The organism is Lysinibacillus capsici (genome assembly GCF_003367505.1).
Lineage (GTDB): Bacteria > Bacillota > Bacilli > Bacillales_A > Planococcaceae > Lysinibacillus > Lysinibacillus capsici.
This window is the reverse complement of the sequence record NZ_PXXX01000013.1, coordinates 71,955-92,474: the sequence shown is the minus strand read 5'-3', so window position 1 is coordinate 92,474 and position 20,520 is coordinate 71,955. Positions and strand designations below refer to the sequence as shown.

Sequence of the window (20,520 nt, the reverse complement as noted above, 5' to 3'; positions counted from 1 at the left end):
AAAAATCCCCCTTAAAAATAAAATGGTAGCGCTATCAATTTAGCGCTACCCATACTATAACTTACTTCTCAATTTTGGAAATATTGTGATAATAATGTGGATTAACATCATTTTGTTCATAAAGTTTATGTGGAAATAAAGTATCGTCGTTCAGGACGCCCAACTGTACCATAAGTCAGTTCGGTATAGACCTGCTTTTGTGTAACTAAAAATTCTAAATAACGACGAGCGGTGGAACGGCTGACACCTATATTCTTTCCCAACAGCTCAGCTGTACTACCATTCTCCATTATACTTAAATGGTTGATAACATGATTCATTGTTGTTGGATCTATCCCTTTTGGTAATAATAACGGTGTTTCTTGAAGGGGGGATGAACCTGCTTTTGGCCAAAGGTATTGAATTTTTTCATGTGTAAATTTCTCATTATTTTTCAGCAATAGATACTTGTAACGGAATTTTTCTATACTCTCTTTTAGCTGTTCGAATGTAAATGGCTTTAAAATGTAATCAGTAACATTTTTCTGATAAGCTTTCTGTACTATATGTGCCTCTGTAGCTGCGGTAATCAAAATAATACTACTTGTTGGGCTCACTTCTTGGATTTTATCAATTAAATCTACTCCCAGTATATCTGGCAAAAAGACATCGAGTAATATAAGGTGTGGTGAAAATGATTGAAGCCAATCTAAAGCTTCTTCTCCCGTACTTGCCCGTGCAATTACTGTAAAGCCTTCAATTTTTTCTAAAAAACGACAATGTACATCTGCTACACGTACATCATCTTCAATTACTAGCACTTCAATATTGTTCATGGATCATAGTCCCCCTTTTGCTAATAGATACGATAAATAGGGCACCTCCTAAATCTCCTTCTTCAAGAGCAAGAGTACCGTTTAAATCTTGGATACTGGAAATGACTTTCCTTAATCCATAGCCTCGATGCTTACTATCTTTCGTAGAAATATTTTCTGAAAATAGCACGTCTAGTTTTTCTTGTGCAAAACCTTGTCCCGAGTCCTCAACCTCAAAGATGATTTCCTCTCCATTATCAAATATAAAAAGTCTAATAATTGGCTGTCGCTCTTTGTTTTTTTCAACCTCTTCAAAAGCATTGGTTAATAAATTTCCAATAATGGAAATAATTAAGCTTTTTTCGATGCTTTCAGGGAATGTTTCTAAATAACTATCCTCATCAAAAATCAACTTGATTTTTAATTCACGTGCACGATTAAAAAATCCGATAATTAAACCATTTAAAAATGGGTCCTTTACACGCTTTGTTATAAATTGGGTTAGAGAAGAATGTCCTTGTACCTCTTTATGAATAATAGATAGTGCTTCATCAGATGCATTTAATTGAATAAGGCCTGATATTGTGTAAAGGACATTATTAAACTCATGTGTTTGAGCACGTAAAGCTTCTGTATATTGCTTTACTTGTGATAATTCGATAGCCATTTGTTCTATTTCTGATTGTAATCGGAAACTTGCAACTGCGCCGACAACTTTACCATTCACCTTCATAGGTACACGGTTAACAATAATTTCATGACCATTAACAATCATCAATTTATCAAGTTGTTTTTCACCCTTCATTAATACGTTAAGCAGATGTGTGTTTGGTATATGCTGTTCGATATTATCGCCCATGATAGAAGCTGAATCCGTTAAATGTAAGATTTTCGCGGCAGCATTGTTTAGGGTCGTAATTTCACCTTTCTGATTTACCGTAATAATAGCTTCACGAACTGATTCAATTAAAGTATTTTTTTCTGTTAATAGACTGGCAATTTCACTTGGCTCCAGATTAAAAATTTGCTTTTTAATGTTTCGGGATAAAAAAATAGAGCCGATAATACCAATGCCTAGTGCAATAACCATCGTATAAAAAATATTATCAAGGTATAAAAAATATAAGCGATCTAATTCACTTGTTAAGTAACCAATTGAAACAACACCAATAATCGATCCATTTGAGTCTAAGATAGGTGCTTTCCCACGAATGGATTGTCCCATTGAACCATTTGCAATGGAAATATAAGACTCACCGTTGATTAATGCTCGGTCATTATCATCTCCGACCATCGATTTACCAATACGGTCAGCGATAGGATGGGTGTAGCGTATACCATTTTTATCTCCTATTACAACATAAGTAGCTTTTGCAGCAAGCATAATCTCTTTGCTAATTTTTTGCAGACTTTCGGAAGGGTTATTTGTATGAAACGCTTCAATTACATCACCCCTGCTAGCCGTTGTTTCCGCCAAATATAGTGCCCGGTTTCCAATTTGTGTTTGCAATGCATCAGATATGGTCATATAAAAGAGGATGCCTGCTAAAATAACAATAATAAAAATTAAAAAACTGCTGTAATAGGCAAAGCGGGCTTGGAGTGTTAATGTTTTAAAGAAAATAGTGAATCCCACCTTTGTGTTTATTCTAGAAATTTTAGTCATTGATAATACTAGTAATCTTTTGTAATTTTCGATTATATAAAAAAATTTCGAAATTTGCTAGATGATCATTAAAAAAGTGATTTGAAGTGGATAGGCACAATATAAAAAAGTTGATAAGTCAAAATGATAAAAAGTTAAATCATGAAGTTCTTGTAGAATAGGACTTTTAATACTGTTTCATAGAATTGCTTGGATATTTCTGTATTTGATTATTATTTTTCTAAAATTACAATAGACAGAAAATTCCTACAGATGTAGAATGAACGATATAGGGGGTGAAAAGTGGCGAAATGTTGAACGAAAATTTTGCTACGTTGTTGTTACGAGCTGTTCGGATTATTGTGCAAATCGGTATACTTACTATTTTCTATTACATGGGGGTTGGCATTGTTTCTTATCTGCACATACCTCTTCCAGGAAGCGTCATTGGCTTACTTTTATTAGCACTTTCACTCAATTTTAAAATTATTAAGGTCGAATATATACAAGATGGAGCAGGTTTTTTAATTGGCATCTTAACGTTGTTTTTCATTCCAGCAACTGTAGGTGTTATTGATTATCCAGAGCTCATGACATTCACTGGTCTGCTCATCATTTTAGCAGTTATTGCTAGTACATTAATCTCTATTTATGTAACAGGATTGCTGACACAACTCATTGAAAAAAGAGAACTGGCCAAAAAAGAAAGCTCAAAGCCTACTGTGGAAGAAGGAAAGGGGGAATTAACTGTTGATTGAAGTAACGGTTGTCCTTAGCACCATCATCATGTTTATTTTATTTACAAAGCTCTATCAACGATTTCCCCATCCTATCATGATTCCCTTGGTCACGACTACGATTGTCAGTGCAATGATTTTACTTGTATTTGATATTCCTTATTCAACTTATATGCAAGGTGGGGAATGGCTTCAGAAAATGCTTGGGCCTGCTGTTGTGGCACTTGCATATCCTCTCTATAATCAACGAGCTATTATTATGAAATATAAGTATTCTATTTTATCAGGACTTCTAATCGGCATGATAACAGGCTTAGTGACAATTTTTGTGTTACTAAAATGGATCGGTGTAGAACCTAGCTGGATGCTGACAGCCTTACCTAAATCGTTAACAACGCCTGTTGGAATGCAGGTGAGCGAAACGATTGGGGGCATTCCTCCTTTAACGGCTGTTTTCGTCATGATTGCAGGGTTTGTAGGGGCCATTATCGGACCGTTAGTCATTAAGTATGGCAAAATTGACTCTGCCGTGAGTAGGGGAGTGGCAGTAGGAAGTGCCTCACATGGGGTAGGTCTTGTGAAATTAAGAGAATATGGGGAACAGGAATTATCAGTTGGTTCCTTATCAATGGGTTTAACGGCTATTATCGGAGCCTTCTTCTGCCCTTTATTTGTGTATTTATTTTTATAATAGAATGGTGCTTTATAGAAAAAGGAGCTGTCTCAAAAAAGATAGGAAACAACCCTTTTGTTTTAAATAAATGGTTATTTCTAGAAGCAATTATTCATTGTGAAAATGAAATGAAAAAAACTTCAGATAATATTCTATTATAACTATTTTGTAATAGAGAGAATGTTTTCTGGTTGTGTTCAACAAGAAGAATATATACTCACATCTGTATTTATAAATATAAAAGCTAACCCTTCAAATTGAAGAGCTAGCTTATATTTTTTAGAAAATTGGCTTACGTTCTTTGATTACACGAATTGTTTTTAATGTTGTATCCTCTGGTCCTTGAACGGGTAAACCTGCTTCAATATTCATTTGAATATAATGAATATTTTCTTGAGTAATTATTTCCCCGGGAATAAAAATAGGAATCCCAGGAGGATATACCATAATAAATTCTGCACAAATACAGTTATCTGCTTCTGCAAGAGGAACGACTTCTGTATCTGCATAAAAAGCATCACGCGGAGACATGGCGAGAGCTGGAATTTCTGGCACATTTACCAAAGCCTCTGTTATAGCCGCTTCAGAATCAAATGCTTTTGACATACGAGTTAACGCATTTATTAAAAGATTAATTTCCTTTTTTGTATCTCCTAAAGTCACTAAACATAAGATATTATAAAGGTCAGACAATTCGACTTCAATATTGGCATTATAACGCAACCATTCCTCAGCTCGATGACCAGAAATACCTAAATCTTTCACACTAATCAGAAGTTTTAATGGATCCATATCATAAGTTGCAGAAGAATGTAACTTTTCCTTACCTGCACACTTTAAATGTGGTATTTGATTGATGCGTTTACGAGCATCCTTTGCTAAACGTAATGCATCGTCAATTAAATCGTATCCATGAATGGCTAACTGACGTCGAGCTGTGTCAAGTGAAGCAAGTAATGGATAGGATGTCGATGTAGTTGTTAACATAGAAAATACAGCTTGTACACGTTTTGCAGAAACAAGACCCTCACGTACATTTAAAATAGACGTTTGTGTCATGGAGCCACCAAGCTTATGAACGCTTGTTGCTGCCATGTCAGCACCTGCTTCCATAGCTGAATATGGAAGGTCATCATGGAATTTTATGTGTACACCATGTGCTTCATCTACTACTACCGGAATATTACGGTCATGAGCAATCTCCACAATACGCTTTAAATCAGCTGTAAAGCCAAAATATGTTGGATTAATAACAAGTACTGCCTTTGTATCTGGGTAAGCATTTAATGCTTTTTCAACAGCTTCAGGGGATATGCCATGAGAAATCCCATATTCGCTGTCAACTTCAGGATGAATAAAAATTGGAATGGCACCAGCGAATACAATCGCCGACATAATAGATTTATGAACATTCCGTGGCACTAGAATTTTATCACCTGGACCGACGACGGTCAGAATCATCGTCATGATGGCGCCACTAGTACCTTGAACGGAAAAGAATGTATGATCAGCACCAAAGGCTTCAGCTGCTAAGTTTTGCGCTTCTTTTATAGCACCCTTTGGTGAATGTAAATCGTCTAGTGGAGCAATATTAATTAAATCAATTGATAAAACGTTGTCGCCGACGAATTCTCGGAAAGCAGGATCCATTCCTTGCCCTTTCTTATGGCCTGGAATATGGAACTGAATGGGATGTCTGTTCCGATGTTTTAATAATACGTCGAACAATGGAGTCTCTAATTGTGACAACGCAGGTACCACCTCACTTTATAATATCTAAGAAAACAAATGAATTATAGCACCTAACGACACGAAAAAATAGGCTTTTCCTAAAAAATAAAAGGATTTTTTTCAGGATACCGAGAAAATAGTATTGAACGAAAGGGGAGGTACTATGAATTGGAATACACGTGTGACGGATCTTTTACAGGTTAAATATCCAATTATTCAAGGGGGATTAGCCTATTTAGCATATGCTGATTTAGCCGCAGCTGTGTCGAATGCTGGTGGTTTAGGGCAAATAACGGCTATGAGTTTACGAGATCCTGAATTATTACGAGCAGAGATCCATAAGGTACGAACATTAACAGATAAACCTTTTGGCGTAAATTTTGCGATTGGCATGCATGGTACAGGCTATGAGGATATGGTGCGCGTTGCAATCGAAGAAGAAGTTCCAGTTGTTACAATGACAGGGGGAAATCCAGCGCCTATATTTAATTTACTGGCAGGCACAGCTATAAAAAAATTAGTCCTTGTAGCTGCTCGTAGACAAGCTCAAAAGGCTGAACAGCTTGGAGCAGATGCTGTAATGGTTGTGGGTCAAGAGGGTGGCGGTCATCTTGGGCGTGATGATGTCGGTACAATGGTTCTTGTTCCCCAGGTGGTTGATAGTGTTAGTATTCCTGTCATTGCTTCAGGTGGAATTGGTGATGGACGCGGCTGGATGGCTGCTCAAGCATTGGGAGCTGAAGGCATTGAAATGGGCACTCGTTTTATAGCAACACGAGAGTGTGTTGATGCTTCTGAGGCTTATAAAGAGGCACTAGTTGCAAGTACTGAAGCAGATACAACCATTATTAAGCGCTCAATTGGTGCGCCGGCTCGTGCATTACGCAATGACTTTACTACAAAGATTTTAGAAATTGAGGAAAAAACACCAACATATGAGGCGTTGAAAGAATATATAAGTGGTTCAGCAAATAAACGCTTTATTTACGATGGTGATAAGGAACAGGGCTTTGGCTGGGCTGGACAAGTGACTGGAATGATTCACGATATCCCAACCGTTGATGACCTTATTAAGCGAATGGTTGCAGAAGCTGAAAGTATACGGTTAAAATGGGGGCAATAACGTAAAGGTGGTTTTGTCGAATGGAATACTCTTATCCGTTTTCAACTGATTGGTCCACAGAAGAGATTGTGGATGTTGTTCAATTCTTTGAGGGAATTGAGAAAGCTTATGAAAAAGGCATCAAGCGTGAAGTTATGCTAGCTAAATATCGACGCTTTAAAGAGATTGTTCCTTCCCAAGCAGAGGAAAAATCAATTTTTCGCGAATTTGAAGAGGCGAGTGGCTACATTAGCTATCCAGTTGTAAAACAAACAAAGGAAGCCGAAGATGGGATGATTATAAAAGTTACCCCAAGAAATGGCCATTAAAAAAAGTGGATGTGAGATCAACTCACATCCACTCTTTATTTTTTTGTGTTAAAAAACGACATATTGCATAAACTACATCAATAAAAAACTTTATAAGGTTAGCTTATTTTCCAACAATAATGTTGTAAAGAGGAAGTAAGCTGTTAAATGTGTCTTCTGTTAATTGATGTAATTCGATTGCTGTTAGTTTGGTTGCTTGTTCTTTTGGAATATGACGGCCAATTAAAAACTCACCCTTTTTGACATCTCGTAGGCGAATAAGCAGTTCTTCAAGCTTGTCTTCTTTTGCCACTTCGAGAGAAACGGCCTCAGGGGACATATGATCTCCTGACACAATAAAATCATCTGGAAGCTGCTCAATTAAAGATTTATGAGCTAGTAAACGCTCAGCCATAACATTTTTTTGAGGCGCTTCATAAATAATAGCTAAGACGATGAATAAATGTGTGTGCCATAGACCAATCTGAAAGTGAGGCAATGATTTATAACCTCTTTTATAAGGGGCGAAGGCAACCCAACTATCTTTTGGAGGGTTAACAGTTCTTCGAGCATGTTTAGCCACATGCGGGAAGAATTCTTCACCTAATTGGCTAGAGAAAAATGCAGAAAAATCTTCACCTAGCTGATTGAATTTTGGACGTACATGTAAATTTAAAGCATCCATTCTCTGTTCTAAACCGTCTATTGTAAAAACCTTAAAGTCTTTGTTTGTCCACTTTATTTTTGGCAATTTTATTTTACTCCTTTCGTTTTATAAGGTTTATTTTACGCTGAATTTGGGAAAAAATCTTATAACAAGAACTTTATCAAATGAGTAAAGTTTCTGTAAAAAAATTAAAAAAAGGAAGTGTTTTTTATGAAACCATTCGTAAAAATTATACGTAAAGTTGACATTGAAAAGCAATATGAGCACATTTTACAATTAGAATTAGATTATGAATTAGCTTCACTTTTTGCAGCAATGAATGAAAAAAATGACATGGAAATTGAAAAAAGTAAAAAACGTCTGGCAGAAATTCAGATGGAACTTGAAAGTTTGCACGCCTATGCGTAATCAAAATCTAATACCCATTTAAAAAATCACTTGCTGAATATTCCGACAGCAGGTGATTTTTATTGTGACAAAGGGTAAAATAGAAATTATATCATAAGGTAGTACTAGGTTTTATATAGCAAAAGTTGTGAAGTAGTGGGAAAAGGCATCATAAACATACGAGAGCGATTAATATAAAAGGCCTTTTCTTATATTCGAAGGGTGGGTTATGAGTGGATTTACAACAAATTGATAAATTTGCAAAAGATATTATTTTTGAAGCTGGGCGACGTATTCGAGAGGCTTTTTCGTATAATCTAGTAATTGAGACAAAATCAGGTGCAAATGACCTCGTTACCAATATTGATCGAGAGACGGAGTTATTCTTTATTGAGCAAATTAAAGCTTTTGATCCAACCCATAAAATTCTAGGGGAAGAAGGAATGGGCGAACAGGTTAAATCACTAGATGGTGTAGTTTGGATTATTGATCCAATTGATGGAACGATGAATTTTGTTAAACAGCATCGCCATTTTATGATTTCAATCGGTATTTTTGTCAATGGCGTAGGAAAGTTAGGTTACATATTTGATGTCATGCGGGAGGATTTATTTAGTGCCATCGAGGGGCAAGGGGCATGGTATAATGATTCACCATTGCGTAAACTACAGTCTGTTACAATGGAGGAGTCTGTCATTGGCATAAATGCACATTGGGTCGCACCTAATCGACATATTCACCATGAAAAGGTGATAGATATGGTTCGTAAAGTTCGCGGTACACGGTCCTATGGCTCCGCAGCAATGGAAATTGCATTTGTTGTAAGTGGCAAATTAGATGCCTATGTCTCTATGCGTTTAGCACCATGGGATATTGCAGGAGGGACCATCATTGCTCAGGAAGTTGGAGCAGTTGCTACAAATCTACATGGTGAAGGCTTTGATTTCCTTCATCAGGATACATTTATTATTGCTAATCCCGCTATTCATAAAGAATTATTAGAAAAATATATAGTGCCATATGAATAAAAAGGAGCCGTCTATTTATTAGACAGCTCCTTTTTATGTTCTTTAAAGTAATCCTTGCGCACGTAGTTTACGCTTCATTTTAAAGGCTGTCATGAAAATGACACAAGTAGCCACAATACCAGCTATTACACCAAATACATTACTAGCTGCAACAGAGTAGCCGATAGAACACATTGCTAATACAGCTGCCAATGCATAGATGGCCATTACGATTTTTGCACGATTCATAGCCTAGCCTCCTATATAAAAAATTTGTCGATCAAATATATTTTTTAGAATGATGGAAATTCTAATAAGGACATTTCTATCCTTCTTGTGCTATAATATCACAGTTAAACATTCGAAAAAAGAATATGGAGTGGAATAATGACAAACTTACGTCAAGATCTTCGCAATATCGCAATTATCGCCCACGTTGACCATGGTAAAACTACTTTAGTCGACCAATTATTAAAACAATCAGGTACATTCCGTTCAAACGAACATGTTGAAGAACGTGCAATGGACTCTAATGATATTGAACGCGAACGTGGTATTACAATTTTAGCAAAAAATACTGCAGTAAACTATAACGGAACTCGTATTAACATCCTTGATACGCCTGGACACGCCGACTTCGGTGGTGAGGTAGAACGTATTTTAAAAATGGTAGATGGCGTTTTACTAGTTGTCGATGCGTATGAGGGTTGTATGCCGCAAACACGCTTTGTACTGAAAAAAGCGTTGGAACAAAAGTTAACACCGATTGTAGTTGTAAACAAAGTTGATAAAGATTCAGCTCGTCCTTTAGAAGTAGTAGATGAAGTATTAGAATTATTCATCGAGCTAGGCGCTGATGATGATCAATTAGATTTCCCTGTTGTGTATGCATCAGGTGTAAACGGTACAGCTTCTCTTGATGCTGATCCAGCAAAACAAGAAGAAAATATGCAATGTCTATTTGAAAAGGTAATTGAAGCAATTCCTGCACCAGTAGACAACTCAGCAGATCCATTACAATTCCAAGTGGCATTACTTGACTACAATGATTATGTTGGTCGTATTGGGATTGGACGCGTATTCCGCGGAACAATTGAAGTAGGGCAACAAGTTGCTTTAATGAAGTTAGATGGGACTGTGAAACAATTCCGTGTAACAAAACTATTTGGTTTCTTTGGTTTAAAACGTGAAGAAATCCAATCAGCAAAAGCTGGTGACTTAATTGCTGTTTCAGGTATGGAAGACATCAACGTTGGGGAAACAGTATGTCCGGTGGAACATCAAGAAGCTTTAACACCATTACGTATAGACGAGCCAACATTACAAATGACTTTCTTAGTGAATAATTCACCGTTTGCAGGTCGTGAAGGGAAATGGGTAACTGCTCGTAAAGTAGAAGAGCGTTTACGTTCACAACTTCAAACGGACGTATCTCTACGTGTAGAAGATACAGATTCACCAGATGCATGGACGGTTTCTGGACGTGGTGAGCTACATTTATCAATTCTTATTGAAAATATGCGCCGTGAAGGCTTTGAACTACAAGTATCAAAACCTCAAGTTATCATTCGTGAAATTGATGGTGTAAAATGTGAACCATTTGAACGTGTACAAATTGATGTTCCAGAAGAAAATGTAGGTTCGGTTATTGAATCGATTGGTACGCGTAAAGGTGAAATGTTGGATATGGTGAACAATGGCAATGGCCAAGTACGTTTAACATTCCTTGTTCCTGCCCGTGGTTTAATTGGATATACAACAGAATTCATGTCTATGACGAAAGGTTTTGGTATCATTAACCATACATTCGATTGTTACCAACCATATATTCCAGGCCGTATTGGTGGACGTCACCAAGGTGTTCTTGTATCAATGGAAACTGGTAAATCGACAACTTATGGTATGATGCAAGTAGAGGACCGTGGTACACTATTTGTTGAGCCAGGTACTGAAATTTATGAAGGTATGATTGTTGGTGAAAATACACGTGATAATGATATCACTGTAAACATAACAAAAATGAAGCAAAAAACGAATGTTCGTTCTGCGACAAAAGATGCAACAAACGTTATTAAAAAGCCGCGTCTATTAACACTAGAAGAAGCATTAGAGTTCTTAAATGATGATGAGTATTTAGAAATCACTCCAGAATCTATTCGCCTTCGTAAACAAATTCTAGATAAAAATGAACGTGAAAGAATAGCGAAAAAACTAAAAAACGCTGAACAATAATTTTTTGCTTCCACGAAAGGAAGAGGAGTCTTGGATCTGAAGTCCGCTTTATTGGGTGAACTAAATGTTATTCAAGTTGCTGCACAGACAGGTACAGATGAAACAACACGAGTTTATGGGAGAATGGCTGGTATCACTAGATTTTTATATGAAAATTTACCAAGCTATGAAATAGCAGGTTATGTTGTATTTCTTCTTGTATTTGTACTTTCTGCCATTGTCTATAAACTAGGCTTTGCCAAGAAATTAAAGTTATCTCAAAATATTATTATTTATGCGTTCCTATTTTTAGGTTGTATCATGCTTACATTCTTCGCCCTATTCTTACCAATGATTGAAGGTCTGATTGTAGCGGCCTTAATTCTAATTGTCTATAAAACAAGGCTATGGCGTGAAAAAAGAGAAGAGCAACAAGCTACCAATCAATAACAATTACGTACTTTATAATAAGAACTTTTTATCTGTTATAAACAGTCTTAGCGGTTTTAATGCTAAGGCTGTTTTTTTGTATGTTTCCCCCTGTAGTCAAGCTGAGGAAAACACCCGCACTCTACACAAATTAAAAAATGATAGGCACCGAAATCTTCTTATGTGAATAAGTTAATGTCGATAGGCTTATTTTCAACACATCAAGGAGGAAAGGGAATGCGTTGGCTTACAAAAGGTTTATTATTAGGTGTCATTGCTTTGTTACTCCTTTCTTTGACGGCATGTAATAAAGCAGAGCTAGAAAAAGTCAAAGTAGGAGAAGTAACTCGTTCGATTTTCTATGCGCCTCAATATGTAGCACTTGAGAAAGGTTTCTTCGAGGAGGAGGGTCTTTCTGTTGAGCTACAAACGATTGCAGGTGGCGATAAAACGATGACGGCGTTACTGTCAGATGGAATTGATATAGCTTTAGTTGGGTCTGAGACGTCTATTTATGTCACTTTACAAGGTGCAAATGATCCCATTCAAAATTTTGCACAGTTAACACAAACGGATGGTACCTTTTTAGTGGCAAGAGATAAGATAGATAATTTTTCGTGGGATCAATTGAAGGGCTCAACGTTTTTGGGGCAACGTAAAGGTGGAATGCCACAAATGGCAGGTGAATTCGTGCTGAAAAAACATGGCATCGACCCTGTAAATGATTTAACGCTCATTCAAAATATTGATTTTGCCAACATTGCTACTGCTTTTGCATCAGGTACTGGTGACTATGTTCAATTATTTGAACCTACTGCGAGTGTCTTTGAGAAAGAAGGAAAGGGTTATATTGTAGCTTCGTTTGGAACGGAGTCTGGTAATCTTCCTTACACGTCCTTTATGGCCAAAAGTAGTTATTTAAAGGATGAAGCTTCAACTGTTCAAGCCTTTACAAATGCATTGAAACGAGCACAGGATTTTGTGCAAAATGAGAGTGCTGCTGAAGTAGCAAAAATTATTCAACCGTATTTTGAAAATGTGGATATAGAGATAATTGAAACGGTAATTGAGCGATATAAAGCACAAGGCTCTTATGCTACTGACCCAATCCTTGATGAAGGAGAGTGGGATAACTTGCAAACAATTATGGAGGAAGCAGGTGAACTTCCTCAACGAGTGGAGTATGAAAAACTTGTGAACACTACTTTTGCCAAAAAGGCTGCTGAGTAATATGGAATTTTTACAGCTGGAGAATATTCACCATAGTTATTTTTCAAGTACACAGGCAAAGGAAGTATTACGTGATATCAGTTTAGCCATTCATGAAGGAGAGTTTGTTTCGTTTATTGGGCCGAGTGGCTGCGGTAAAACCACATTATTATCAATTATTGCAGGATTATTCCCTGCCACTGAAGGCAATGTTTATATAGATGGTGAAAAGCTATCAGCGAGTAATCAATCAAGCATTGGCTATATGCTTCAGCAGGACTATTTATTTCCTTGGAAGACCATTGAAGAAAACGTCACAATCGGATTGAAAATAATGGAAAAAAGTCGTAAAACACATAAAGTAACGGCCAATGCGTTATTACAGGAAGTAGGATTACCGCATGTGGGGAACAATTACCCTCGAGAATTATCAGGAGGTATGCGGCAACGTGTGGCCCTTGCTCGTACCTTAGCTGTAAATCCTAAAATTTTATTATTAGATGAACCATTTTCAGCGTTAGATTATCAGTCTAAATTAAAGCTTGAGGATTTAGTGGTGGAAACATTAAAAACTTATAAAAAGACTGCTATTCTTGTGACACATGATATTGGTGAAGCAATCGCAATGAGTGAGCGCGTAGTTCTATTTTCTGCAAACCCAGGGGCAGTTCACAAAGTGTTTGAAATACCTAAAGCCCTTAATGAACTATCACCTTTTGATGTAAGACAGCATCCAGCCTATGCAGATATTTTCCAAACTATTTGGAAGGAGCTGGAGAGCCTTGGATAATACATTATTTAAGCAATATCAGCAATTGTTAAAAAAAGAAAAACGCTATGTTCGAATATATCAGTTTATTATTTTACTGCTATTCTTTGGTGGATGGGAGCTGCTTTCAAGATTAGAATGGATTGATCGGTTAATTTTTAGCTCGCCAACTCATGTATGGCATACATTTATTGAGAAAGTCATTGACGGTTCTTTAACATTGCATGTGAGTGTTACATTAATGGAGACAGTTATTGGCTTTTTAGCGGGGACTTTATTAGGAACATTGATAGCTGTTGTCTTGTGGTGGTCCCCGTTACTATCAAAAGTACTCGATCCCTATCTAGTAATTTTAAACGCGATGCCAAAAGTTGCACTTGGTCCGATTTTGATTGTTGCACTCGGCCCAGGTTATTTTTCTATCATAGCTATGGGTGCATTAATATCCATCATTATAACAACGATTGTTGTATATACGGCATTTAAAGGTGTCGATCCGAATTATAGTAAGGTTTTACAAACCTTTGGAGCGACAAGATGGCAAATCTTTCGTGAGGTCATTTTGCCAGCCTCATTTCCTACAATCATTTCGACCTTGAAAGTGAATGTTGGCTTATCATGGGTAGGGGTTATTGTAGGGGAATTTTTAGTAGCTTCAAAAGGACTTGGTTATTTAATTATCTATGGCTTCCAAGTATTTAATTTTAACCTTGTCCTTATGTCACTTCTGATCATTGCCTTTTTTGCTACCATTATGTATCAAGTTGTAGAATTAGTTGAAAAAACGATTATTAAAAATAATGGATAGTATAAAAAAGAGGTGTCTCAAAATAGAGGCACCTCTTTTTAATCTGTTCTTTAGTTAAAATTCTTTATCCATCTGGGGTGAAGTACGATAAAAACGGAAATTGCCTGTTTCCATTCGTGCTACAGTATTTTCCGAAATGCGATCATGACAAATATCGCACATATAAGTATGAATTGGTCGATTTCGCAATTTTTTTGCTAAAGGTAAATTATCGTCTAAATTATGAATCGTATCGCAAATAACGCATTTAACGCGCATTGCATTCCCTCCTATTCAGCGCGAATGGCTGATACGTTTTTAATAGGATTGTCAATATTTGAACCGTCTCTTAGTAATACATGGATGGGACCGTCTTCTAAAAGAGGCTTACCGTCTTGGCTATATTTTAAAATAAGTGTATAAGCTTCTTCAATTGTAAAAGGATATTCTTGACCATCTTTGCAAGTTAAGACGATTTTTGTCGCTTCTGGTTTAATTTCAGCATTCTTCAAGAAGTGACTTAATTCGATACCAAATGTACCTGTCTCCATTCCTTTACGGTCAAATTTCCTTTCTGATTTTAATGTAGGTGGGAATGTTGCTCCTTCCATAATTTCACGTGACCAGTGTGCTCCTACTTCACGCATATATTTGACGTCAGCATCTTCCTCAACATTTTGAGTAGTGAAGTAAGTGTTTAAATCTAATTTACGATCATCGAAAATCCACACAGTAGGATCTAATGTTAGTTGGTATGTGACTGCACCTGTGATAGGAATTATTGTTTCCATAATAGAAATCCTCCTCAAATCTTGTATATCCATGACATAGTATAACGCTAATGCCTAGAGATAATAAAGAAATATAATTCGAATTCTCTATTTTCCAATGAAGACACTTGCATTTTTATCGACTAAAAGATAAACTTTATTAAGATAGAATCGAAGAAATATCAGATAATGGGGGCGTCCTCATGGATACGAAATCACAAACTTCTTTTCAAGAGAAGGCTTTGGAGCTATTAGTTGCTGATGCAGATAAGATTGCTCGCCTTATTCGAGTACAAATGGATCATTTAACAATGCCACAATGCCCTTTATATGAGGAAGTATTAGATACACAAATGTTCGGTCTATCACGTGAAATTGACTTTGCTGTGAAGCTTGGATTGATTGAACGTGAAAAAGGCAAAGAAATTCTCGATTCACTCGAGAAGGAACTTTCTGTACTACACGACGCGTATACAGACAAATAAAAAGAAAAACTCAAACGCTTCTTTGCGCTTTGAGTTTTTTTACTAGAACGAGGTTTTCCAATGAGACAATACTTAAAACGCTATGCACAAAATTTTGATTATCCCTTATTTTTTACGGTCCTATTATTAAGTTTATTTGGGTTAATAATGATTTACAGTTCAAGTATGATGGTTGCTATTGTTCAAAAAGGTCAAGCACCTGATTATTTTTATCAAAAGCAAGTGACCAATTTAATGGTGGCATTTCTTGGCTTTATCATTACAGCATTTTTCCCATATAAACATTATGCGAATAAGAATATTATGTTATTGCTAACTGTTGTATTGGTTGTGTTATTTACATGGGTAAAAGTAGCAGGGAATGGGGCAGAAGAAGTAGGTTCTCAAAGTTGGATTGCTATCCCAGGTTTAGGGAATTTTCAACCTTCAGAGTATGCGAAACTATTTATAATTTTATATTTTGCAGCTGCTTTTTATCGAAAAGCGCAAAAATATACGTTTGAAAAGCTACAACCGACTGAAATTTTTTACCCAATTTTTCTATGGATTTTAGTAGTTGCTGGGGTAGCCTTTGAAACAGACTTAGGAGCAGTCATTATTCTATGTGGTATTGCCGTTTCAGTTGTAGCTTCAAGTGGTATTCCATTTAGAACATTTTGGAAATTTTTTGGTGTATTAGGTGCGTTTGGTACAGCTATTCTTGGTATTCTATGGATATTTAAGGGAGAGCTACTAACAGGAAATCGAAAAGGACGGATATTGTCTTACTTAAATCCATTTGAGTATGAGGATGGTAGTGGTCACCAAGTGGTGAATAGTTATTATGCCATTGGTGGAGGCGGCTTAGAAGGGCGGGGCCTTGGTCAATCCATTCAAAAATTAGGATACTTGCCTGAACCACAAACAGATTTTATTATGGCAATCATAATGGAAGAGTTAGGGATATGGGGCGTTTTGATTGTCTTATGTGGCTTGGGATTTATTGTATATAAAGGTTTTTCTATTGCATTGCGGACAAAAGATCCATTGGCACGCATGATTGCGGCTGGTATTGCGAGCTGGATAGGCTGGCAATCGTTTATTAATCTTGGGGGTGTAACCGGGTTAATCCCGTTAACCGGTGTAACGTTACCTTTTATAAGCTATGGCGGTACATCTATAATCATTCTATCTTTAGCGATGGGAATATTGATCAATGTTTCTATGTTTGAAAAGGTAGAGAGGAAAAAAACACAATCATAAAGGGGGATACCTATGGAATCAATCAACAAAATTCTCGTAGCCAATCGAGGAGAAATTGCAATTCGTATTTTCCGTGCTTGTACGGAGCTGAATATCCAAACTGTTGCCATCTATTCAAGAGAAGATAGTGGTGCTTTTCATCGCTTTAAAGCAGATGAAGCTTATTTAGTGGGAGCTGGCAAGAAACCAATCGATGCTTATTTAGATATTGAAGGTATTATTGCCATCGCAAAAGATGCAGATGTTGATGCGATTCATCCAGGGTATGGTTTTTTATCAGAAAACGTGGAATTTGCACGTCGCTGTGAGGAAGAGGGCATTGTCTTTATCGGACCAACTTCTCAGCATTTAGATATGTTTGGAGATAAGGTCAAAGCACGTTCTCAAGCCATTGCGGCTGAGATTCCTGTTATTCCTGGTACAGATGGCCCAGTAGCCGATCTAGCAGAGGTAGAGACGTTTGCTAGCAATTATGGCTATCCAGTTATGATTAAGGCAGCACTTGGCGGTGGTGGTCGAGGGATGCGTCTAGTCCATACGCCAGAGGATCTTGCTTCCTCCTATGAAAGAGCAAAATCTGAGGCAAAGGCTGCTTTTGGTTCCGATGAAGTATATGTAGAAAAAGCAATCATAAAACCAAAACACATTGAAGTACAAATTATTGGCGATAAACATGGCAATATTGTGCATTTATATGAGCGTGATTGCTCAATTCAGCGTCGACATCAAAAAGTGGTAGAAATTGCGCCATCTCATTCGATTTCACAAGAGTTAAGAAATCGTATTTGCGATGCTGCTGTGAAATTAATGAAGAATGTCTCGTACATAAATGCAGGGACAGTGGAATTTTTAGTCGCAGGAGACGATTTTTATTTCATCGAGGTAAACCCTCGCATTCAAGTAGAACATACAATTACAGAAATGATTACAGGTGTTGATATCGTCCATGCCCAAATTAAGGTAGCGGCAGGCTATGGACTTCACAGTGAAGAAATTCATATGCCAAAGCAAGAAGATATGCCAATGATTGGCTATGCCATTCAAGCACGTGTGACAACAGAAGACCCTGCAAATGACTTTATGCCAGATACAGGAAAGTTAATGGTTTACCGTTCAAGTGGTGGTTTTGGCGTGCGATTAGATGCTGGGAATGGCTTCCAGGGTGCTGTCGTTACACCATACTATGACTCTTTGTTGGTGAAAATTTCTACTTCGGGTATGAACTTTAAAGAAGCTGCTGCGAAAATGGATCGTAATTTAAAAGAATTCCGTATTCGTGGCGTTAAAACGAATATTCCGTTTTTAAATAATGTGGTGACTCATGAAAAGTTTTTATCAGGGGCCTTTGATACTAGCTTTATTGATACAACACCAGAGCTTTTCGAGTTCCCTGTGCGTAAAGACCGTGGAACAAAGCTGTTAAGCTATATTGGGAATGTGACCTTAAATGGCTTCCCTGGTGTAGAGAAGAAGTCAAAACCTATCTTTGTCCAGCCAAACCAACCTAAAATTGATCCTTTAATTGTACCACCAGCAGGTACCAAGCAGATTTTAGATACACAGGGAGCAGATGGCTTAGTGCAGTGGATTTTAGCACAGGAAGACGTACTACTAACAGATACTACATTCCGCGATGCTCACCAATCCCTGCTTGCAACACGTGTTCGTTCACAGGATATGTATCAAATTGCAGATGCAACAGCTCGCATGATGCATCAGTTATTCTCGCTGGAAATGTGGGGCGGTGCAACATTCGATGTAGCATATCGCTTCTTAAAAGAAGATCCATGGGAGCGGCTAGCGAAACTGCGTGAGCAAGTGCCGAATGTGTTATTCCAGATGTTACTGCGTGGAGCTAATGCTGTTGGTTATACAAACTATCCTGACAATCTAATCCGAGAATTTATCGCTGAATCGGCTTCATCAGGAATTGATGTATTCCGTATTTTCGATAGCTTAAATTGGATTAAAGGCATGGAAGTAGCGATAGATGCTGTGCGTCAATCAGGAAAAATTGCTGAAGCAGCCATCTGTTATACGGGGGATATCCTCGATGACAGTCGTGCGAAATATTCAGTGCAATACTATAAGGATATGGCGAAAGAGCTTGAAGCAGCTGGTGCCCATATTTTAGCGATTAAAGATATGGCTGGTTTATTGAAACCGGAAGCGGCGTACCGTTTAATTTCCGAGTTAAAAGAGACGACAAGTCTGCCAATCCACTTGCATACACACGATACTAGTGGCAATGGAATTTACTTATATGCTAAAGCGATAGAAGCAGGTGTTGATATTATTGATACAGCGCTTGGATCTATGGCAGGTCTAACATCTCAACCAAGTGCAAACTCCTTGTACTATGCAATGAAGGGCGGAAAACGTGAGGTACGAGCGGATATCGATGCATTAGAAAAATTATCGTACTACTGGGAAGATGTTCGTAAATACTATAAAGATTTTGAAAGTGGCATGATCAGCCCGCATTCTGAGATTTACGTACATGAGATGCCTGGTGGTCAGTATAGTAACTTACAGCAACAAGCAAAAGCTGTAGGGCTTGGTGATCGATGGGAAGAAGTGAAACGCATGTATTCCCGTGTAAATCTACTATTTGGTGATATTGTTAAAGTTACACCATCCTCCAAGGTAGTGGGTGATATGGCTTTATTTATGGTGCAAAATGATCTAGACGAAAATACAGTCTTAACAAGAGGGAAAACGATTGACTTCCCAGATTCTGTGATTGAATTCTTCCAAGGTTATCTTGGGCAGCCACATGGCGGGTTCCCAGAGGCATTACAACAAGTAGTGTTAAAAGATCGAGAAGCAATTACAGTTCGTCCAGGAGAATTATTAGAGCCTATTCAATTTGATCAATTAGAGGCTGTGCTAGAGGAAAAGTTAAATCGCCCAGTTACGAAAAAAGATGTACTGGCTTATGCACTTTATCCAAAAGTCTTTGAGGAATATGCGAAAACAGCAGAATCCTTTGGCAATATTTCAGTTCTTGACACACCGACATTCTTATATGGCTTAAAGCTTGGTGAAATTATTGAGGTCGAAATTGAAAAAGGGAAAACATTGATTATTAAACTCGTTTCAATCGGGGAACCACAACACAATGGAACACGTGTCCTTTACTTTGAGCTTAATGGTCAATCGCGTGAATTGGTGATTCAAGATATGACTGTTGAGGTTGATGGCAATTTAGCATTAAAAGCCGATCCAAGCAATCCAAACCAAATCGGTGCTACAATGCCAGGTACTGTGTTGAAAGTTGTTGTTTCTAAAGGTAGTCCTGTTAAACGTGGTGATCACCTGTTAATTACAGAAGCCATGAAAATGGAAACAACTGTCCAAGCACCTAAAGACGGCATTGTAAAAGAGGTATATGCAAGTGCAGGAGATGCCATTTCAACAGGGGATCTATTAATTGAAATTGAATAAATAGTCATGAAAAAAAGGTTATTAGATGCTTTTATTAGTATCTACATAACCTTTTTTATTGTGTTTAAGCGATAAATCATATAAAATCTGATTACTTAATCAGGAAAATGTTTATTCAAT

21 protein-coding genes are annotated in these 20,520 nt (G+C 37.3%); 14 read left to right on the top strand and 7 right to left on the bottom strand.

What is annotated here, in order from left to right; genetic code table 11:
• Nucleotides 1-125: 125 nt before the first annotated feature.
• Both C7B89_RS12080 and C7B89_RS12075 read right to left on the bottom strand, forming a co-directional pair.
• The gene (locus C7B89_RS12080; protein ID WP_048391939.1) at nucleotides 126-815 is read right to left on the bottom strand and encodes a response regulator; all 690 of its coding nucleotides are present in this window, start codon (nucleotides 813-815) and stop codon (nucleotides 126-128) included.
• On the bottom strand, nucleotides 802-2,460 hold the full coding sequence (locus C7B89_RS12075; RefSeq protein ID WP_241489996.1) for an ATP-binding protein: 1,659 nt from the start codon (nucleotides 2,458-2,460) through the stop codon (nucleotides 802-804). Before C7B89_RS12075 ends, C7B89_RS12080 begins: the two co-directional genes overlap by 14 nt.
• A 290-nt stretch (nucleotides 2,461-2,750) precedes the next feature.
• Between C7B89_RS12075 and C7B89_RS12070 the strand changes: the two genes are divergently transcribed.
• Together C7B89_RS12070 and C7B89_RS12065 are read left to right on the top strand one after the other, a co-directional pair.
• Complete coding sequence (locus tag C7B89_RS12070) at nucleotides 2,751-3,197, top strand: CidA/LrgA family protein (RefSeq protein WP_244205650.1); 447 nt, start codon at nucleotides 2,751-2,753, stop codon at nucleotides 3,195-3,197.
• Nucleotides 3,190-3,867, top strand: coding sequence for an LrgB family protein (locus C7B89_RS12065; RefSeq protein ID WP_115673804.1), 678 nt, complete (start codon nucleotides 3,190-3,192; stop codon nucleotides 3,865-3,867). Before C7B89_RS12070 ends, C7B89_RS12065 begins: the two co-directional genes overlap by 8 nt.
• Before the next feature lie 261 nt (nucleotides 3,868-4,128).
• Here the strand turns inward: C7B89_RS12065 and C7B89_RS12060 are convergent, their stop codons facing one another.
• A complete protein-coding gene (locus tag C7B89_RS12060; RefSeq protein WP_004224764.1) occupies nucleotides 4,129-5,598 on the bottom strand; it encodes an aminotransferase class I/II-fold pyridoxal phosphate-dependent enzyme in 1,470 nt (489 codons plus the stop codon).
• A 145-nt stretch (nucleotides 5,599-5,743) separates the two neighbouring features.
• Here C7B89_RS12060 and C7B89_RS12055 point away from each other — a divergent pair, with 145 nt between their 5' ends.
• Together C7B89_RS12055 and C7B89_RS12050 are read left to right on the top strand one after the other, a co-directional pair.
• Complete coding sequence (locus tag C7B89_RS12055) at nucleotides 5,744-6,703, top strand: NAD(P)H-dependent flavin oxidoreductase (protein ID WP_048394725.1); 960 nt, start codon at nucleotides 5,744-5,746, stop codon at nucleotides 6,701-6,703.
• Between the two features lie 20 nt (nucleotides 6,704-6,723).
• The gene (locus tag C7B89_RS12050; protein WP_054549842.1) at nucleotides 6,724-7,011 is read left to right on the top strand and encodes a UPF0223 family protein; all 288 of its coding nucleotides are present in this window, start codon (nucleotides 6,724-6,726) and stop codon (nucleotides 7,009-7,011) included.
• A gap of 103 nt (nucleotides 7,012-7,114) precedes the next feature.
• On the opposite strand, the gene C7B89_RS12045 is transcribed toward C7B89_RS12050, so the two are convergent.
• A complete protein-coding gene (locus C7B89_RS12045) occupies nucleotides 7,115-7,741 on the bottom strand; it encodes a YktB family protein (RefSeq protein ID WP_115673803.1) in 627 nt (208 codons plus the stop codon).
• Nucleotides 7,742-7,867: 126 nt separating this feature from the next.
• On the opposite strand from C7B89_RS12045, the gene C7B89_RS12040 reads away from it, so the two are divergent.
• Both C7B89_RS12040 and C7B89_RS12035 read left to right on the top strand, forming a co-directional pair.
• A complete protein-coding gene (locus tag C7B89_RS12040; RefSeq protein WP_004224768.1) occupies nucleotides 7,868-8,065 on the top strand; it encodes a hypothetical protein in 198 nt (65 codons plus the stop codon).
• 212 nt (nucleotides 8,066-8,277) lie between these two features.
• Nucleotides 8,278-9,072 carry an inositol monophosphatase family protein gene (locus C7B89_RS12035; RefSeq protein WP_004224769.1) on the top strand — a complete coding sequence of 265 codons (795 nt, stop codon included), beginning with the start codon at nucleotides 8,278-8,280 and terminating at the stop codon, nucleotides 9,070-9,072.
• A 42-nt stretch (nucleotides 9,073-9,114) separates the two neighbouring features.
• Here C7B89_RS12035 and C7B89_RS12030 read toward each other — a convergent pair whose 3' ends face one another.
• Complete coding sequence (locus C7B89_RS12030) at nucleotides 9,115-9,300, bottom strand: DUF5325 family protein (RefSeq protein WP_004224770.1); 186 nt, start codon at nucleotides 9,298-9,300, stop codon at nucleotides 9,115-9,117.
• 138 nt (nucleotides 9,301-9,438) lie between these two features.
• Here C7B89_RS12030 and typA point away from each other — a divergent pair, with 138 nt between their 5' ends.
• From typA to C7B89_RS12005, 5 genes are all read left to right on the top strand, one after another.
• Nucleotides 9,439-11,283 (top strand): translational GTPase TypA, encoded by a 1,845-nt coding sequence (typA, locus tag C7B89_RS12025; RefSeq protein WP_054549845.1) that lies wholly within the window; start codon nucleotides 9,439-9,441, stop codon nucleotides 11,281-11,283.
• 30 nt (nucleotides 11,284-11,313) lie between these two features.
• The gene (locus C7B89_RS12020) at nucleotides 11,314-11,712 is read left to right on the top strand and encodes a YlaH-like family protein (protein WP_004224772.1); all 399 of its coding nucleotides are present in this window, start codon (nucleotides 11,314-11,316) and stop codon (nucleotides 11,710-11,712) included.
• A 216-nt stretch (nucleotides 11,713-11,928) separates the two neighbouring features.
• Nucleotides 11,929-12,921, top strand: coding sequence for an ABC transporter substrate-binding protein (locus C7B89_RS12015; RefSeq protein WP_004224773.1), 993 nt, complete (start codon nucleotides 11,929-11,931; stop codon nucleotides 12,919-12,921).
• Between the two features lies 1 nt (nucleotide 12,922).
• Complete coding sequence (locus C7B89_RS12010; RefSeq protein WP_115673802.1) at nucleotides 12,923-13,690, top strand: ABC transporter ATP-binding protein; 768 nt, start codon at nucleotides 12,923-12,925, stop codon at nucleotides 13,688-13,690.
• Nucleotides 13,683-14,477 (top strand): ABC transporter permease, encoded by a 795-nt coding sequence (locus C7B89_RS12005; protein ID WP_115673801.1) that lies wholly within the window; start codon nucleotides 13,683-13,685, stop codon nucleotides 14,475-14,477. Before C7B89_RS12010 ends, C7B89_RS12005 begins: the two co-directional genes overlap by 8 nt.
• Before the next feature lie 54 nt (nucleotides 14,478-14,531).
• Here C7B89_RS12005 and C7B89_RS12000 read toward each other — a convergent pair whose 3' ends face one another.
• Nucleotides 14,532-14,735: a YlaI family protein gene (locus tag C7B89_RS12000; protein ID WP_048394712.1), complete on the bottom strand. Its 204-nt coding sequence runs from the start codon at nucleotides 14,733-14,735 to the stop codon at nucleotides 14,532-14,534.
• An 11-nt stretch (nucleotides 14,736-14,746) separates the two neighbouring features.
• Complete coding sequence (locus C7B89_RS11995) at nucleotides 14,747-15,247, bottom strand: molybdopterin-binding protein (protein ID WP_036077076.1); 501 nt, start codon at nucleotides 15,245-15,247, stop codon at nucleotides 14,747-14,749.
• A gap of 182 nt (nucleotides 15,248-15,429) precedes the next feature.
• Here C7B89_RS11995 and C7B89_RS11990 point away from each other — a divergent pair, with 182 nt between their 5' ends.
• Genes C7B89_RS11990 through pyc form a run of 3 tightly spaced genes read left to right on the top strand, consistent with a single transcriptional unit; the run spans nucleotide 15,430 to nucleotide 20,400 of the window.
• Nucleotides 15,430-15,711: an Fpa/YlaN family protein gene (locus tag C7B89_RS11990; protein WP_004224778.1), complete on the top strand. Its 282-nt coding sequence runs from the start codon at nucleotides 15,430-15,432 to the stop codon at nucleotides 15,709-15,711.
• Nucleotides 15,712-15,771: 60 nt separating this feature from the next.
• Nucleotides 15,772-16,953 (top strand): FtsW/RodA/SpoVE family cell cycle protein, encoded by a 1,182-nt coding sequence (locus C7B89_RS11985; RefSeq protein WP_048394707.1) that lies wholly within the window; start codon nucleotides 15,772-15,774, stop codon nucleotides 16,951-16,953.
• 12 nt (nucleotides 16,954-16,965) lie between these two features.
• Nucleotides 16,966-20,400 (top strand): pyruvate carboxylase, encoded by a 3,435-nt coding sequence (pyc, locus tag C7B89_RS11980; protein ID WP_048394705.1) that lies wholly within the window; start codon nucleotides 16,966-16,968, stop codon nucleotides 20,398-20,400.
• Nucleotides 20,401-20,520: the final 120 nt, after the last annotated feature.